Annotated in this window: 15 protein-coding genes; 9 read left to right on the top strand and 6 right to left on the bottom strand. The window is 59.5% G+C overall.

Translation table 11 applies throughout. The annotated features are described in order from the left end of the window. Positions 1 to 88: 88 nt before the first annotated feature. From RW095_RS30795 to RW095_RS30770, 6 genes are all read right to left on the bottom strand, one after another. Positions 89 to 1,198 (bottom strand): class I SAM-dependent methyltransferase, encoded by a 1,110-nt coding sequence (locus RW095_RS30795; RefSeq protein WP_317022475.1) that lies wholly within the window; start codon positions 1,196 to 1,198, stop codon positions 89 to 91. Between the two features lie 39 nt (positions 1,199 to 1,237). Continuing rightward, on the bottom strand, positions 1,238 to 1,522 hold the full coding sequence (locus tag RW095_RS30790; protein ID WP_317022474.1) for a hypothetical protein: 285 nt from the start codon (positions 1,520 to 1,522) through the stop codon (positions 1,238 to 1,240). A gap of 100 nt (positions 1,523 to 1,622) precedes the next feature. Beyond that, positions 1,623 to 2,696 carry a phytanoyl-CoA dioxygenase family protein gene (locus RW095_RS30785; protein ID WP_317022473.1) on the bottom strand — a complete coding sequence of 358 codons (1,074 nt, stop codon included), beginning with the start codon at positions 2,694 to 2,696 and terminating at the stop codon, positions 1,623 to 1,625. Between the two features lie 991 nt (positions 2,697 to 3,687). Beyond that, positions 3,688 to 4,980 (bottom strand): DUF2142 domain-containing protein, encoded by a 1,293-nt coding sequence (locus RW095_RS30780; protein ID WP_317022472.1) that lies wholly within the window; start codon positions 4,978 to 4,980, stop codon positions 3,688 to 3,690. 268 nt (positions 4,981 to 5,248) lie between these two features. Further along, positions 5,249 to 6,184 (bottom strand): methyltransferase domain-containing protein, encoded by a 936-nt coding sequence (locus tag RW095_RS30775; protein ID WP_317022471.1) that lies wholly within the window; start codon positions 6,182 to 6,184, stop codon positions 5,249 to 5,251. A 299-nt stretch (positions 6,185 to 6,483) separates the two neighbouring features. Next, positions 6,484 to 7,494, bottom strand: a complete 1,011-nt coding sequence (locus RW095_RS30770; protein WP_128584396.1) for an AraC family transcriptional regulator — start codon at positions 7,492 to 7,494, stop codon at positions 6,484 to 6,486. A 234-nt stretch (positions 7,495 to 7,728) separates the two neighbouring features. Here RW095_RS30770 and RW095_RS30765 point away from each other — a divergent pair, with 234 nt between their 5' ends. From RW095_RS30765 to RW095_RS30725, 9 genes are all read left to right on the top strand, one after another. Then, on the top strand, positions 7,729 to 8,784 hold the full coding sequence (locus RW095_RS30765) for a BKACE family enzyme (protein WP_317022470.1): 1,056 nt from the start codon (positions 7,729 to 7,731) through the stop codon (positions 8,782 to 8,784). Positions 8,785 to 8,936: 152 nt separating this feature from the next. Then, a complete protein-coding gene (locus tag RW095_RS30760; RefSeq protein WP_317022469.1) occupies positions 8,937 to 10,259 on the top strand; it encodes an MFS transporter in 1,323 nt (440 codons plus the stop codon). A gap of 68 nt (positions 10,260 to 10,327) precedes the next feature. Next, positions 10,328 to 11,308, top strand: coding sequence for a quinone oxidoreductase family protein (locus tag RW095_RS30755; RefSeq protein WP_317022468.1), 981 nt, complete (start codon positions 10,328 to 10,330; stop codon positions 11,306 to 11,308). A 10-nt stretch (positions 11,309 to 11,318) separates the two neighbouring features. Then, positions 11,319 to 12,167 (top strand): TauD/TfdA dioxygenase family protein, encoded by an 849-nt coding sequence (locus RW095_RS30750; protein ID WP_317022467.1) that lies wholly within the window; start codon positions 11,319 to 11,321, stop codon positions 12,165 to 12,167. Between the two features lie 17 nt (positions 12,168 to 12,184). After that, complete coding sequence (locus tag RW095_RS30745; RefSeq protein WP_317022466.1) at positions 12,185 to 12,745, top strand: RBBP9/YdeN family alpha/beta hydrolase; 561 nt, start codon at positions 12,185 to 12,187, stop codon at positions 12,743 to 12,745. Beyond that, positions 12,732 to 13,124, top strand: coding sequence for a Rieske (2Fe-2S) protein (locus tag RW095_RS30740; protein ID WP_394365211.1), 393 nt, complete (start codon positions 12,732 to 12,734; stop codon positions 13,122 to 13,124). The genes RW095_RS30745 and RW095_RS30740 overlap by 14 nt, the downstream gene beginning before the upstream one ends. Before the next feature lie 59 nt (positions 13,125 to 13,183). After that, entirely contained in the window at positions 13,184 to 14,812 is a 1,629-nt protein-coding gene (locus RW095_RS30735; RefSeq protein ID WP_317022465.1) for a 3-(methylthio)propionyl-CoA ligase, read from the top strand. 85 nt (positions 14,813 to 14,897) lie between these two features. After that, positions 14,898 to 16,043, top strand: coding sequence for a porin (locus RW095_RS30730; protein WP_317022464.1), 1,146 nt, complete (start codon positions 14,898 to 14,900; stop codon positions 16,041 to 16,043). 28 nt (positions 16,044 to 16,071) lie between these two features. After that, positions 16,072 to 16,461, top strand: a complete 390-nt coding sequence (locus tag RW095_RS30725; RefSeq protein ID WP_317022463.1) for a BON domain-containing protein — start codon at positions 16,072 to 16,074, stop codon at positions 16,459 to 16,461. The last annotated feature ends 58 nt before the right edge of the window (positions 16,462 to 16,519 follow it).

Raw genomic sequence — 16,519 nt, 5'->3', positions numbered from 1 at the left:
CCTTTCACGATAGCCTTCCGGACGCCGGCGGGCTGCCGGTTCCGGATTAGCAACTGAGAACGTAGGGGGATCGAGTCTCTATCAGGGTCTACGGCTTAAGGGGGCGATTCTCATACTGGCCATGACGCAAATAGTGCTCAGCCGCGTCTATTCCAGCGGCTGCGACATCTGGATTTGCGGACAGATAAGCGTCCTTATCGAAATCGTTCGGTAGTACGGCGGCGGCGGATGCATCGAGCGGACTATGCTGACCGACGACCCGACTGGAATATCGGCCACCTAGGTCTCGGCGGCGCGCGACGTCTTCACGCCGACGCTCTTGCCAGTTCGGCTCGCCGGGACCAATGGTCGATGCTGCGGCAGCCATGCGCTCCCAGCTTGACCGAATGTACTCCTTGTCGCTGGAACGTCGCATCGAGACGTAGAACTCGAAGTCCTCCTCTTGAGTGTCCAGAAAACCTTCGCAGGCGAAGTCGACCAATCCAGTGTCGGTCATGTCCCGGAGAAGCTCGGCGAAGGACTTGGGCGTAAATGCCCAGCAGTGAATATCGTGATAGGTTCCGTTCTTGATGATGTCACGAGCCAATGCTACGGCGCCTTGCCAATCATAGTGACGCTCGGGCACGGCCGGTACCTCGTCTCGCCAGATCTGTTCCCGCCGGGCTTTTACCACTCCAAGCGTGAAGTCGAGCATTGAATGCGGCTGCGGAACCCGGGCCTTGTTGATATAGCTCAGTAGCACGTCAGCCAGACTTGTTTCCCTCCGGAAAATGTCAAACAGGAAACGCTTGTCCGGAACGATCAAGCGAAGCTCGCCCGTCGGACGGAGCACTGACGCGAGTTCGTTGAGCCAGGCGATCAGGTCCGGGACGTGTTCGACGACGTGCGATGCGACGGCATAGTCGACCAGTCGTCCGCGCGTTGCTTCACGCAACGTGTTTTGTCCCCACACAGCGTCGACGTCAACAATGTGGTCAACAGTGACGTTCCTGTCGCTCTCGTACTTCTTCCTAAGCGTGGGCGTGTCAGCGTGATCAACATAAATCACCGGCTCACCCTCTTCACGTCTGACTAACGGCCGGCACAACGCGCCGATCTCCAGGCCAAGCATGTTTTTAGTGTCGAGGCCGGCGAGCAAAATGGCCCTCCGCTCGTCGAGCGTGAGTTTCGCTTGCGGATCGTTTATGTACTTGCTCATGCGTCTTCTCTGGAAAGGATGATGGGCGTTTGTAGCGATTCAATTGACACGTGGGTCATTAGTTTTCGCACCACGTTGTTCGAACTGAAACAGTGCGGCCTCAATGTTCCGTTGCGGCATGCCCGCCATCATCGCGGCACGGCGCGCGTCTGTCAGAAAGAAGTTCATTTCGTGCCCGAAGGCGGCTTCGCATTGCTCGGGCGGCTTTCCTTCCCGGGCCATGCCAGAAAGAATCTCCGGCTTTCTGCGCAGCAATGCGCCAGCCGCAACGACTATTCGTTCCAATTGAGCTTTCGCAGCGCTCTGCATCTGTTCGTCGTTCATGTCTAATCGCTCCGATTTCAATGAATTTGCCCGAACAGCGCAGGCAACTCAGGTCCGTCTCGCTGTGATCAATGGGTACAACGACGCTCCCATTCGGCTGTCATGACCAACGCCGCCCCTCGTTGCGGCCAAATTCGAGGTAATGTTCGGCAGGGTCCACTCCAGCAGCTGATACATCCGGGTTGAGACGAAGGTAACCCGCAGGGTCAAAGTCGGCGGGCGGCGCCGGCTTGACATAACGCTCAAACGCGTTCGGCATACTGCGCTCAATGACGGCATGGTCTACTTCAACGCCCGAATAAACGTTCGGCTGAATGAACCCGGTTAATGCATCCTTGATCTGCCGGTAGTAGGTGCGTCCGAAAGCCGGATCTGAAAATACCGGCGTGTAGTAGACGCAGTTCTCGAAGTAGTAATGCGTGACTTGGCTCCAGCGAGTGCGCGTGGGATCCGTTTGCTTCGATCCGCCGTGCAGCAAATTAGCCGCCCAAATGAGCGCTTGTCCTTTCTTTGCGTGAAACGTCTTCGCGTCGATTCCAGCGGCAGCAATGAGTTGACGCCACAGGTCGAGGTATTGCGGATAGTGACCAGTCGGCTTGTACTGTGTCGCGGAGCAAACGCCCATGTGTTCGTTCGCGTAAGTTGGAAACTTGTGGCTGCCAGGGTAATACTCCAGCGCGCCGTTGGTCCCATCGACGTCCTCGAGCGCCACCCAGACGCCACACATGAAACGTTCAGGGACGCTCGAAAAGTGGATGCTGTCGTTGTGGATGGGCTGCTGTGTGCCTACCGGAAAATTTAGTGTCTGAAAAGGAATAGCGCGGCGGCCGTATATATCGCTAAGCAGTTTTAGAACGGCGGGACTCGTGGCGATTGCCCGAACATCCGCGTCTGATTCCCATGCGTCCTGGACGCGGAGGCTGTCGTTCTTGTGCCATAGTTCCACGCGCCAGTGATCAAAATCGAACGTAGGGGAGAACTTCGTCTTGATCCGCTCGGCCCGCGCGTCGAATTCCGCGTCCGGGAAATCAATGATCGCATATCCGTTATCCCGCAACTGCGATGCTATGGACAGGACTTCAGCCGAAGCTTCCTTCGCGGCAAACAACTGGTCAAAGAAAGGCGACTCAACATCAGGCACGCCGGGCAAGGGATTGACGAATCGATTATTCATTTTGATTGCGCGAGAAATACCGTCACGTTGAAAGCTGGGATTCTAGCACTGTGGTCACCGCTGGCCGTCGTCTCCTTGCAGCCACCAAGCGTAGCCCAAAGTCAGCATATGCGCGCCTGAAAATCCAGCGCGCACGTCCCCGCGGGGAAGACCTGCCGACAGGGCAAAAGGCATAAGCGTATCGCAGCGAGAACGCTTTGTACGCGACGGCAGCGCCGGCGATAGTGCCGACCTGAATATGCGGCTGATGCTGCAACACTTCCACGCTGCCCTTTGGCCCCCAAAGCGATGTATCGCTAACGAACGTCGCTGCCCTTTGGCCCCCAAAGAGATGTATCGCTAATGAACGTCGCGGTAGACGTCCAGGCGCTCCTGAACAGGGTTGGCCCGAACTCTACGCCGAACGTCAAGGCACCTTTCTGCCATTACGGCTCGGCAGTTAGCGCCAGAAGTTGCAAGTCGCCGAGTGAATCGAATTTCCGGATAGCTCCGCAGTTGTTGTCGTAGCACACCCTTGGTGGTCGCGCCGTAACCGCCCGTCCGACCTTGAGACGTGAAGTCTTCGGCATCTTGTGCGGCATCGCTCGTCATGTGCGTCGAGCCATTCTGGTCAGAACAATGCAGTCGGTATTTAGCTTCAGCAAACAGCCAGTTCAGCATCGTCCGGAACACATGGAACCCAGCAGGGAACCCAGCAGTTCGCCCAAGAACAAATCAAACCGGCATCCTGATTGGCCTCTATTCGTCTTACGCGGGTGTAATCACCGGCAATCAGTTCGCGAAGCTGACGCTAGGCATCGGCCTGCAGTCCACATCACAGTTCGTGAACTTTCAGTCGAATTCGTACACTAACAATACAACGAACGTGACGAATAGCGGCATGAACAACACTGTCGAAGGCGGTTCTCAGTAATGTGTGGAATGGCCTGTCGGCCACTTCTTTTGCTGCCGACTTGTTTGCTCGCAAACAAGACCATGTTCTTTATCTCTGCTACAGATAATACGTCCAAAGAAGCGTCGAGACGGTCATCGCGGTAGTGAATACAACGAATGCCCCGCAGATAATCATCCACCATACACCCCTCGGTGGTCCAAACGAGTATGCCAGGAGAACGGCTGGCGCGATGAAATACCGTCCCTGCACACCAACGATGAACTTGGCCGGCTGATCCGTCCACGTGATAAGCATCGCAAAGAACGTGAGTAGAATCGCGACGGCTGCACAGCCAATCAGCAGCACTCTATGCTTAATTGATATGCGCGCCACTGACAGCGCGGCGGCTAGTGCCAGGCCAACCCCGCATATGGAATACACGTAGCTGGGCATCGGGCGGTCTAACCAGCCCAATATGCCGATGAAGCTCCGCCAGTAGAAGATCAGGTTGATCTCACTCGAAAGCGTGCGGGCGAGCACTGCGGCGAAGCCCAATGGGTGCCAAAGATACAGCGCGGTCGCCTGCCCAGTGGTCACGGATCGCGGCATGCGCAGATCGACGATGTGTGCTGCGGTATTGAGCCACATGAACGCCGCACCGGCGACGACCGCCCACGCTGCGAGCCAGCGCCATTCCTTGCGCATAAAGAACACCGAGGCCGGAAGCGCCAGCACCGGCAGCATTTGCGGGCGCGCTGTCACGACCATGAAGACGGCAAGCATGAGCAGCACCGGGTGCCACGCGCGGAAGCTGGCGCTGCGGTCACTGCCGAGCATGAACAGGCTCGCCGCCAGAACCAGCCAGGCAAACGACAAGCCGTCCGATGACGCGCTGGCAATCTGGAACATCGTCATGGGTAGCGCGAGCACGCAGATAAGCAGTGCATTTGGAGGCCAGATCGCAAATGCGACCGCAATGATTAGCGCAATGGTGAAAAGCGCGGCGACGCGCGCGACGCGATACGACGCACCGACAGACAGATCGAGCGCCTCCCCGATGCGCAATCCGATTGCCTGCGGCACGTAGTCGAGCGGAAGGTAGGGCGCCGAGCCGGCCATGTCACTGAATACATGCTCACCGCTCCACCGGATCGCCGCCGCCTCTCGCGCGAGTCGTGCGGTGTACCGCGCGTCTGGCTTCGCGGTCAACTTGCCCGCGAATAGCATTTCGTACCGGCTCAGACCGCTGTCGATCTCACCGCCCGTGGAGTGGCCTGGCACGTTGTAGGTCTCGGACATGTGCGCCAGAAGATATGCCCGATTTATGTGCTCCGGCTCATCGGGAGACTGCAACGGTGGAATGAGCGCGGACAGAACACTGCCAAGGATGGCTATAGCGAAAAATGCCATCGCCCGCTGTTTGAGAGAACGCATATGGTCCTGTTTTCTGAATCATTTCACCGCATCACCAAGTGGGCGGGTGGCGCTATTGCCGGATCTAGATCCCGAGAAGAGTCAATAGCTTATGAATGAATCCAGGTTGCGTCGGAGCAGTGTGCGATACAGGCATATCGCAGCCCATCCGTGGCCCAATTCCTTCACACATGAACGTACCAACGTGATCGCAATAACGGCACTTCTTCAACGAATGCATATGACCTCCGTTGTTGAGATGTGATCAGGCCGGGTAAGCCGTAGATATGATAGACATCGGATCGGCATCCCACTGCAGATCAGTACCTCCAATCTTCCGTATCAGGCACACGCTCATCAGATACCCTGTTTCTCTGGATAGGAAAGTTGCGGGGTTGTTCATCTGCGTTTCAGGGATGATCGTTGCAGGCTCGGCATGTTCACTTGCTATAACCTCAAACCCGCTATAGCGGTTGAAGATGCCATGCCAGCCGAACTTGGAAAACCTATAAAAATCCCATGGAGCATCATGGACAGGCCATGCTTGGTGCGAATGGATAAATGCGACACCGCCTTGCTTCATCACAGCGTTTAGTTCCACCGCCGCTTTCCATGGCATGAGCAGATGCTCAAACGTTGAGATGGAAAACACGAAATCGAAATGGTTCTTAGGAAGGTGATGGGACATAACATGAGCATCACCTATGACGTCAACATTGTCTCCTGCTGCGATGTCAAACCCGGTGTACTGCGCATGATCGGGGATGCGATCAGTTTTCGCGTTCCCGCTGCGCTTTCGAGACCCGATTTCCAAAACTGTCGGCGCCGAAGCCTCATCAATTAGCCTAAAGAATTCCAGCTCGGCGGCCGATGCTTCTCGACGTTGCGCCTCGTATTGAATGCGCACGGGATCGTCGACAAGATACTCGCGCTCGCCGTCATTAAGCAGGACTTGGACCGATCCATACCAGTCGGTGCGGGACGGACGAACGTCGCAAGTCAGTTGAAATCCCCATTTTTCGGCATTGCGACCGAATGAAGCGGCGAGATCGGGGCGCAAGACCGTTTTTACATCGGCAGTAAAACGCTCTCCATCAATGACGATCTGGATTCCGCCATTTGGATGTTCTAGTCCGGAAAACCACCCTTCACATAAAACTTTCGACGGAAGGGTGCGTAGTCGATCGATTGCATGTTTCACGGTGTTTATCTGCCCCAAGTAGTTACACCATCTTTCAGGCGTTGGATTCTAGCCTAGAACTTGTAATTTAGGGAAAGCACCCACTCGCCCTTGATGCCAGCGGGAACGTTCTTCCCTTCCTCGGCTCCGATCGGCGCGTATAGGTACAGAGCGACAACGAGCGAGGCATCCGCCATTCCGTGTTCTAACCGAGCGCGCAAAGATCCCGTCACGCCAGTTTCTCGTTAGTGGAATTGCAATCCGCATCCAATCCCGCACATCCCCGATAACCCCCCGAACCATCAGCAGCAAAAATCCACCTACTTACCCCGCCGTCCAACCGAATTGCGCCAATCGCGCGGCGTCATGCCGAATCGCAACGCGAACCAGTTTGTGAACGACCCCTGCTGCGCGTAGCCCAATAGTGCCGCGACCCTTCCAATCGGATAACGCGGGTTGCTCATATAGCGCACGGCAAGTTCACGCCGGACTTCCTCGACCAGCGCCGAGAAGCTCGTATCGGCCAACTCGAGCTGGCGCTGCATGGTGCGCACGCTCAGTCGCAAATGGCGCGCTACGGGCTCGACCGTGGCCTGTTCAAGGGGCAGCAGCAGATAGATCGCCTTGCGCACTTCGAGCGCGGTCGAATCCGTACCCATCGGATCGAGTGGGGCGACAAGACTCTCGGCATAGCGAACCAGTTCGGGGTCGGCGGCGGGATTCGGGTAGTCGAGATCCGCCGCTGCGCAAACGAAGCCGTTGAAATCGCTGCCGAACTCCAACGGACAGCCGAAAAAACGCCGATGAAACGTCAGGTCCGCATGCGCCGCATGAGTGAAATGGACCGCGCGCGGCTTCCAGTGATCGGCGAGCAGGGCACTCGAGTGGCGCGCGAGGACGCCGAGCGCAAGTTCGATTGCCTGCTTCGTAGGAGTACCAGGCTCAACCACGAGTTCCTCGCGAATGGTGACGGTCTCCCCGGCGTTTTCCACGTAGACGGCCAGGGCTTCGTTAAGCAGATGCCGGTATTCGACTGCGGCCAGCAACACCTCGCGCAGAGTCCGCTTATGTGCAAGCAGCACGTTCACCACGCCGGTCCCGAACTTCTGACGCGTCTCTGCCATGAGCAACGCAAAAGTCGGGCACGCCGCCTTTTCGGCGGTGAGTTCGAGCAGCCGGCAACAAGCGGCGGCCGGCACGCGATCGTCGGAATTCGCTAATGCAGCGGCATCTATTCCGGCTTGCTGCGCAAGCGCGGCCGGATTGAGTCCGAGCCGCCGCGTCACATCGAAATAGCCGCTCATGGCTACTGATCGCAGCATCGTTTCCATCGCAAGCCCTTCTCAGGTTCCATAAGGACGCCGCCGCCTTCCGCTAATGAAACGCCTACCGCGCACAAATCCTGGTGTTAACACGCAGTGGCATGGATTGCTAAAAGAAAGGCGCCCAATCACAAAAGTGTAGCGCGCGATTGCCGTATCGTGCGACCAACGATTCGTTATCTTGCCTCGAGTTCTCACGCGAACTCGCGGCCCGCAACACCATCACCCCCGCCGGAGACAAACATGCAATTTCTCGACGATTCGCTGCACCCCGAGAACCAGGACAAGGTCGTCATCACGACCGCCCCGTACGGCCCCGAATGGATGCCGGAAGACTTCCCCGCGGACATTCCTGTGACCATGGACGAGCAGATCCAGAAGGCCGTCGACTGCTATAACGCAGGCGCCACCGTGCTGCACCTGCACGTGCGCGAACTGGACGGCAAGGGATCGAAACGCCTGTCGAAATTCAACGAACTGATCGCCGGCGTGCGCGCCGCTGTGCCCGACATGATCATCCAGGTCGGCGGCTCGATTTCGTTTGCACCGGAAGACGACGGCCAGAGCGCGAAATGGCTCTCCGATGACACGCGTCACATGCTGGCCGACCTGCAACCGAAGCCCGATCAGGTGACAGTTGCGATCAACACCACGCAGATGAACATCATGGAGCTGCTCTATCCGGAATACCTGGAAGGCACCTCTTTATCCAATCCCGCGTTCATGGCGGCCTATAGTGAAATGACGGTGCCCGCGGGACCGGCCTGGGTCGAAGAGCATCTGCGCCGCCTGCAGGCCGCGGGCATCCAGCCGCACTTTCAGCTGACAGGCATTCACGCACTGGAAACGCTGGACCGCCTGGTGCGCAAGGGTGCCTACAAGGGCCCGTTGAATCTGACGTGGATCGGTATTGGCGGGGGCTTTGACGGCCCGAATCCGTTTAACTTCTTCAACTTCGTCCATCGCGCGCCGGACGGCTGCACGCTCACGGCGGAATCGCTGCTCAAGAACGTGCTGCCGTTCAACATGATGGCGATGGCAATGGGCCTGCATCCGCGTTGCGGCATCGAGGACACGATCATCGACCAGCGCGGCGCTCGCTTCACGTCGGTGCAGCAGATCGAACAATGCGTGCGTCTCGCGCGCGAACTCGGCCGGGAAATTGCCACCGGGAAAGAAGCACGCGAGATCTACCGTATCGGTGCGCAGTATGACACGGTCGACGAAACGCTAGCCGCCAACGGTATGGCGCCGAACCGTCAGGCCGGTGTCAGGAATCTGCCGCTTCGCGCGGCGTGAATCAACGAGCCCGGTCGACGCTGCGACTGCGCCGGGCTTCGAAAGTGATGTTGACCGGCGTGCGCCGGGAAACGGTGATGAGCTAACCATGATCTGCCATTGCCGCGCGGGAAAGACCAGCGCTAACAAATGAGACGTGAAGGAGACCAATTATGTTGATGCAGCATGCCGAGCCCGCGACGGGCAACGTCGCGGTGACCCAAGCGGACGTGCGCCCCTATGCCTGGGTCGTGTTTGCATTGACGGTTGGGCTGCTTCTGTCCGATTACATGTCGCGTCAGGTGCTCAATGCAGTGTTTCCGCTGCTCAAATCCGCATGGGGTCTTTCCGACACACGCCTGGGATCGCTTAGCAGTGTCGTCGCGTTGATGGTCGGCGTGCTGACCTTTCCTCTGTCCGTGCTCGCCGACCGTTGGGGCCGTGTAAAGAGCATCGTGCTGATGGCGGCGATGTGGAGTGTTGCGACGCTCGGCTGCGCGATCGCGACGAATTACGGCGAGATGCTGCTCGCGCGTGCGTTCGTCGGCATCGGCGAAGCGGCGTACGGCAGCGTCGGCATCGCAGTTGTCCTGAGCATTTTTCCGGCGCGCCTGCGCTCGACGCTCGCCGGCAGCTTCATGGCAGGAGGAGCGCTTGGCTCGGTGCTGGGCATGGCGCTTGGCGGTGCGATCGCCACTCGCCTCGGCTGGCGTCCGGCGTTTGGCGCAATGGCGGCTGTCGGGCTCGTGCTGGTGATCCTTTACCGGCTCGTGGTGACCGAGAAGCGTCTCGCGCCGCTGCAACCGGCACATGCCGGCAAGCACGCAGAGGGACTCGGTGTACGCATGACACTGCGGGCGCTGATGAGAGGGCTCTTTTCGACGAAGTCCGTCGTCTGTGCGTACGTCGGCAGCGGTATTCATCTGCTGGTACCGGCAGCGATCTGGGCGTGGATGCCGAGCTTCCTTAATCGCTACTACGGCATGGCTCCCGGCAAGGCGGCCATGGGCGGAGCAGTGTTCGTGCTGGTGACGGGCCTCGGCATGGTGGTGTGCGGGAATCTCGCCGACCGGCTCAGCAAAAATGCACGCGAAAGAAAATGGGGCAGCGCAATCGCCTTCTGCCTGCTTTGCTTCGTGCTGCTTGCAGTTGGTTTGCGCATGCCGGCGGGTCCGCTGCAACTCATCGTGATCGGCGCCGGCATGTTTTTTAGCGCTGGCGCAAGCGGTCCCTCGGGTGCGATGGTCGCGAACCTGACGCCGCCATCGATCCACGCGTCGGCGTTTGCAACCCTGACGCTCGCAAATAATCTGCTAGGGCTCGCGCCCGCTGCCGTTCTGACGGGGATCATCGCCGACCGGATCGACTTGCTCGGCGCGTTGCAACTTGTGCCTTTCGCTCCACTCATCGCGGCTATCGCGTTTGTGATCGGCAAGCGGAACTACGCCGGCGACCTCGATCGTCTGAACGCGCTGCGCGAGCAGGCTATGCGTTGAGCGCGGATAACAACTCCGCAGCACACCCAATCAATTTTGCAGTTTGAGTAACGGATAGGAGATTTGACATGGCCAAAGCAGTTCGCTTCCACGAAACGGGCGGTCCCGACGTGTTGCGTTACGAGGACGTCGAAGTGGGCAACCCGGGGCCCGGTCAGGTCCGCCTGCGCCATGAGGCAGTCGGGCTGAACTTTGCGGACACGTATTTTCGCAGCGGCTTGTACCCGATCCCGATGCCTGCAGGCATCGGCGTCGAGGCCGCGGGCGTCGTCGAGGCAATCGGCCCGGATGTCACGAACGTCGCCTCCGGCGACCGCGTGACCTACACCGGCTTCGTCAACACGCTGGGCGCATACAGCACCGAACGTCTGATTCCCGCCGCGCCGCTCATCAAGCTGCCCGATGCGATCTCGTGCGAAACGGCGGCGGGCATGACCATGCGGGGCTTGACCTCGTCCTATCTGATGCGGCGTATTTACGACTTCAAAAAGGGCGACACACTGCTTCTGCATGCAGCCGCCGGCGGCGTCGGTTTGATCGTGTCGCAATGGGCGAAGCTGCTCGGTCTCACCGTGATCGGCACGGTTTCGAGCGAAGCCAAGGGCGAAGTGGCGCGCGCGCATGGCTGCGATCACATCATCTATTACAGCCGCGAAGACGTTGCGAAGCGCGTGCGCGAATTGACCGACGGGGTTGGCGTGAATGTGGTGTTCGACAGCGTGGGCAAGGACACCTTCGATGCGTCGCTCGACTCGCTCAAGCGCCGCGGCCTGATGGTCTGCGTCGGCACGGCGTCAGGTCCGGTGCCTCCGTTCAATCCGCAGGTTCTCGCGATGAAGGGCTCGCTTTACCTGACGCGTCCGGCGCTCGCGGACTACGTCGCCGACCCCGCCGAGAAAAAAGAACTGGCCGACGAGATATTCGGGCATGTAGCGGCGGGTCGAATCAAAATCGAATTGAACCAGCGTTATGCACTCGAGGATGCGGTGCAAGCGCACCGCGATCTGGAATCGCGCAAGACGACCGGTTCGTCGGTCTTCGTCATCTGAGGAGCAAGCCATGCGAGTCGAACAATTGACGTGTGCGCTCGGCGCTGAACTGATCGGCGTGAATCTGGCCGATGCAATTCACGACGATGGCCTCTTTAGCGAGATCCGGACGGCACTGCTTCAGCACCGCGTGCTGTTCCTGCGCGACCAGGAGATCTCGCGCGCCGAGCATGTGGCATTTGCGCGCCGCTTCGGGGAACTGGAAGATCATCCGGTGGCGGGCAGCGATCCGGAACATCCGGGGCTCGTGCGCATCTACAAGACCCCGGATCAGCCCAACGACCGGTACGAGAACGCGTGGCACGCGGATGCGACCTGGCGCGAAGTGCCGCAGTTCGGCGCGGTTCTGCGCTGCGTGGAGTGCCCGGCGGTTGGAGGCGACACGATGTGGGCGAACATGGTCCTCGCGTACGAGAACCTGCCGGAGCATGTCAAGGCCCAGATTGCCGATCTGCGCGGCCGCCATAGTATCGAGGCGAGCTTTGGCGCGGCGATGCATATCGAGAAACGTCTCGCGCTGAAGGCTCAGTTTCCGGACGCGGAGCACCCGGTGGTGCGCACGCATCCGGAGACCGGCGAGAAAGTGTTGTTCGTGAGCGCCTTCACCACCCATTTCACCAACTATCACACGCCGGCTCGGGTGCGCTTCGGACAGGACGCCAATCCCGGCGCCGGCGATCTGCTGCGCTATCTCATCAGCCAGGCGTATATCCCTGAGTATCAGGTGCGCTGGCGCTGGCAGAAGAACAGCATCGCGATCTGGGATAACCGGAGCACGCAGCACTACGCGGTCATGGACTACCCACCGTGCCACCGCAAGATGGAACGTGCGGGCATTGTCGGCAGCAAGCCGTATTAACCGCTCAGGAAACCGTCGTGACTCTCGATACAAATCCGACCATTCTGATGGTGCCCGGCTTGCGCGACCACGTTGCACAGCACTGGCAAACCCTGCTGCAGGATAAGCTGCCCAAAGCCGCCTCCGTGCCGCCGCTGGAGAACGACAAGCTCAGTTGCGCGGCACGCGTTGCGGCGCTCGATGCCGCTCTCGCGACGATCGACGGCCCTGTGATTCTGGTCGCGCACAGCGCTGGCGTGATGATCACCGTGCACTGGGCAAGGCGCCACAAGCGCAAGATTCATGGCGCGCTGCTCGTGACTCCGGCCGACCTCGATACGCCCCTGCCCGCAGGCTACCCGAGCATCGATTTGCTCGCGCGCAACGGCTGGCTTCCGGCCCCGCGCGATCCGTTGCCGTTTCGCAGCATCGTCGGTGCGAGCCGCAACGATCCGCTGGCGCGCTTCCACCGTGTGTCCGCAATGGCGCAAGACTGGCGCAGCCGCCTCGTCGACCTGGGCGAAGTGGGGCACCTGAATCCGACCTCTGGTTTCGGTGAATGGCCGATGGCCGAGCGGCTAATTCGTGAGCTGTTCTGACTTCGCACGCGGCCCGGGTCGATCCGATAGAGCGGGAACCGCGACATCGCATTGGATCGCGGTCGGCGCCGCCGGTGAGCTCACACCCGGTCAGCGCAAGCTGGTCTTTATCGGCGGCCGCAGCATTGTGCTGTTCAACATCGACGGCATGGTCCACGCAATTGAAAACTCATGTCCGCACAACGGCGCATCGCTCGCCAGCGGTCAGCTGGAAGGGTGCGTGCTGCGCTGTCCGGCGCACGGGCTGCGCTTCGACGTGCGAACCGGTTGCATGCCGGGAGGCCACGGGTTGCATTTGACGACTATCCCGGTCCAGACAGTCGACGGGAATCTGCTTGTCAGCCTTGAGAGCCTGTCCGCAAATTCCGCAGGCGCGTAGACCGGTTCAACGACGTCATGCAGCCCGCTGCGCCCAGCAACGATTCAGGAGAATTAAAGATGGAAGGTTTGATGATGCAGCAACCGCTGCTGGTAGCTTCATTGCTCATGCACGCCGAGCGCCATCACGGCACTCAGGAAATCGTTTCACGGCGAGTCGAAGGGGACATTCACCGGTATCGCTACCGCGACCTTGCGCAGCGCGCGCGCCGCATGGCAAACGCGCTCGCCGGCCTTGGCATAGGAAAGGGCGAGCGCGTAGGGACGCTGGCATGGAATGGTTATCGGCACATGGAGTTGTACTTCGCGGTGTCGGGGTCCGGGTCTGTGCTGCATACGCTCAATCCCCGGCTGCACGTCGACCAGTTGGCATACATCATCGAGCACGCGCAGGATCGCGTCGTGTTCTTCGATCTCACGTTTCTGCCGCTGATCGAGAGCGTGGCGCCGCGCGTTAAAAGCCCGAAGGTTTTCGTGGCGATGACGGATCGAGCGCACATGCCGCAGGTTCACGGCCTGTCTGTCGAGTTGATGTGCTACGAGGATCTTATTGATCTTCACGACGATGTTTTCGACTGGCCGCTGCTCGACGAGAACAGTGCATCGTCGCTGTGCTACACGTCGGGCACCACGGGAAATCCGAAAGGTGTGCTGTATAGCCACCGCTCGACGGTGTTGCATACCTATGGTGCAGCGCTGCCCGATTCGCTGAACTGTTCGGCGCGCGACGTGATTTTGCCCGTCGTACCCATGTTCCATGTGAACGCGTGGGGGCTGCCGTATATCGCCTGCATGGTCGGCGCCAAGCTGGTGTTTCCGGGGCCGGCGCTCGACGGCAGGTCGCTCTACGAATTGATCGAGGCGGAACAGGTGACGCTGTCGGCTGGCGTTCCGACTGTGTGGCAGGGATTGCTTACGCATGCGGACGCGACCGGCGGGACGTTTTCGTCGATGCGGCACACGGTGATCGGCGGCGCTCCCTGTCCCACGGCGATGACGGCAGCGTTCCAGCAGCGCCATCGGGTCGACGTGCTGCACGCATGGGGCATGACGGAGTTGAGCCCGGTCGGCACTGTCTGCAGTTTCAAAACGGCTCAGTTGTCGCTTCCCATGACCGACCAATATGCGGTTCAGGCGAAGCAGGGGCGGGCGCTCTTCGGCGTCGACATGAAGATCGTGGACGCTAACGGAGCCGAGTTGCCGTGGGACGGCAATGTGGCGGGCGACCTGCTGGTGCGTGGTCACTGGGTTACGCGGCAGTACTTCGGTAACGACGACACGTCGCCGTTGCGCGACGGCTGGTTCCCGACCGGCGACGTGGCGAAGATCGATCCCGATGGCTTCATGCAGATCACCGATCGCAGCAAGGACGTCATCAAGTCCGGCGGCGAATGGATCAGTTCCACCGACATCGAAAACATCGCATATCTGCATCCGGACGTCACGGCCGCGGTTTGCATCGCAGCGCGGCATCCGAAATGGGACGAACGGCCGCTGTTGCTGATCGTGAAAAAGCCGGACAGCGAGCTAACAGGTGTTGAGCTGCTTGACTTCATCGACGGCCGGATCGCGAAGTGGTGGAAGCCCGATGCGGTGATCTTCGTCGAATCGGTTCCGCTTGGCGCGACCGGCAAGGTGCTCAAGCACCAGTTGCGCGAGCAGTTCGGAAACCACTATCTCTCGGCCTGACACGCCGACGCGCAGCAAAGAGCTTAATCGAAGCAAAAAAGAGAAAAGAAACGCCGGCTCGCCCGGTACACATTGGAGACACAGAATGAAACTGAAGTTGAGCGGCACCGCGGTGCTGCTGATGTTCGCCGCCGCCGCCCACGGCCAATCGTCGGTCACGCTGTATGGCGTGCTCGATAATGGGCTGTTGTATCAGAGCACCTCCGCAGCAACGTTCCAGCGCACGGCGCCGAACCTGGGACATGTCTATCAGTTGAAGGACGGCGGCATCTATTCCAGCTTCTGGGGCCTCAAGGGAAGCGAAGACATCGGCGGCGGATATAGGATCAACTTCAAGCTGCAAGGAACCTTCAACGTCACTAACGGCAAGTTCGGCCTGTCGGACACGCCGGGTACTACCGCGATCTTCAACCAGTTCGCGACGATCGGAGCGTCCGGACCGTTCGGTTCGGTCGATGCCGGCCGGCAGATCATTCCGATGATCTACGCGATGGCGGAAACAGACGTCCGCAGTGCGCAGTATTTCGGCAGTATCCTGACCGCGTGGCTCGGCATGAATCAGGCAGCGGGCTGGCCCGGCACCAGCACGAACGCGCCGATCGGTGCCCTGTACGACAGCAACGCGCTCGTCTACAACTCGCCGAAATTCTACGGCGCATCGCTTGCGCTCGAGTACGCGCCGGGCGGCGTCGCCGGCCACTTCCAGGGCGGCACGCGCGAATCGGCGGTGCTCAAGTATTCGAATTACGGCCTGAATGTGTCCGCCGTGTACTACAACGGACACGACACCAATCCGTTTCCGATCAACTACCCGGCAGCACCGGCGGCGCCCGCGACAGGTGTGGCGAACAATCGTTTCTATTACCTTGGCGCGATGTACACGATCGCCGGCTTTTCGGTGTCCGGCTCATACGGCATCGGCAAGAATCCGGCCAATAGCAACACTGCGGATTTCGAAATGGCATCGGGCGGCATCGGTTATCAATTCAATCCGCGTTTCAAGATCACGTCCGGCGTCTACTATTTGAAGGACCGGAATCGTTCGGCTAATCATTCGACCGAATTTGCGGTGGGCGCCGAATACAACGTGTCGCAGAGAACCCGTGCGTATGCGCAAGTCGGGTATGTCGACAACAAGGGGACCATGAACCAGACGATCATTTATGGCGCACCGGTCGCGCCCGGCGTGTCCACGACTGCCGCCATGGTCGGCATTCGCCATACCTTCTGATTCCGTCAATCATCGAGTAGAACAATTCATGAAAATCAATCCGGTATTTCAATTCGCCGTGGCAGCGGCGATCATCGCGACGTCTATGAGCGCATGGTCGCAGACGAGCGGCATGGCCAGCGCGCCCGCCGGTGCAACGGGTTCATCCGCGACGACAGCGTCGAGCGCAACGTCGCCGACGACTGGCAGGAAAGCAGATCGCGCGCTGCGCCGCAAGGTCTACGCGGCGATTGCAAAGCACAAGGAAATCGACGCGGGAAATATCAGTGTGATCGCGAAAGACGGTGCAGTGACGCTCAATGGGACGGTTACGGACGCCGCCCAGATCGATGCAGTAGCGGACATCGCAAAGAGCGTTTCTGGAGTTGCTTCAGTAACCAACAAACTGGTGGTCAAGAAACCGTTTGGCGGCATGTAAGTCGCCGTCCTGCGGTATTGGACCAAAGTCCGATACCGCAAGAACCTCACGACGAATA

The sequence above is a fragment of the Paraburkholderia kirstenboschensis genome (genome assembly GCF_032806925.1).
Taxonomy (GTDB): domain Bacteria; phylum Pseudomonadota; class Gammaproteobacteria; order Burkholderiales; family Burkholderiaceae; genus Paraburkholderia; species Paraburkholderia kirstenboschensis.
This window is presented reverse-complemented; position numbering and strand designations above follow the sequence as displayed.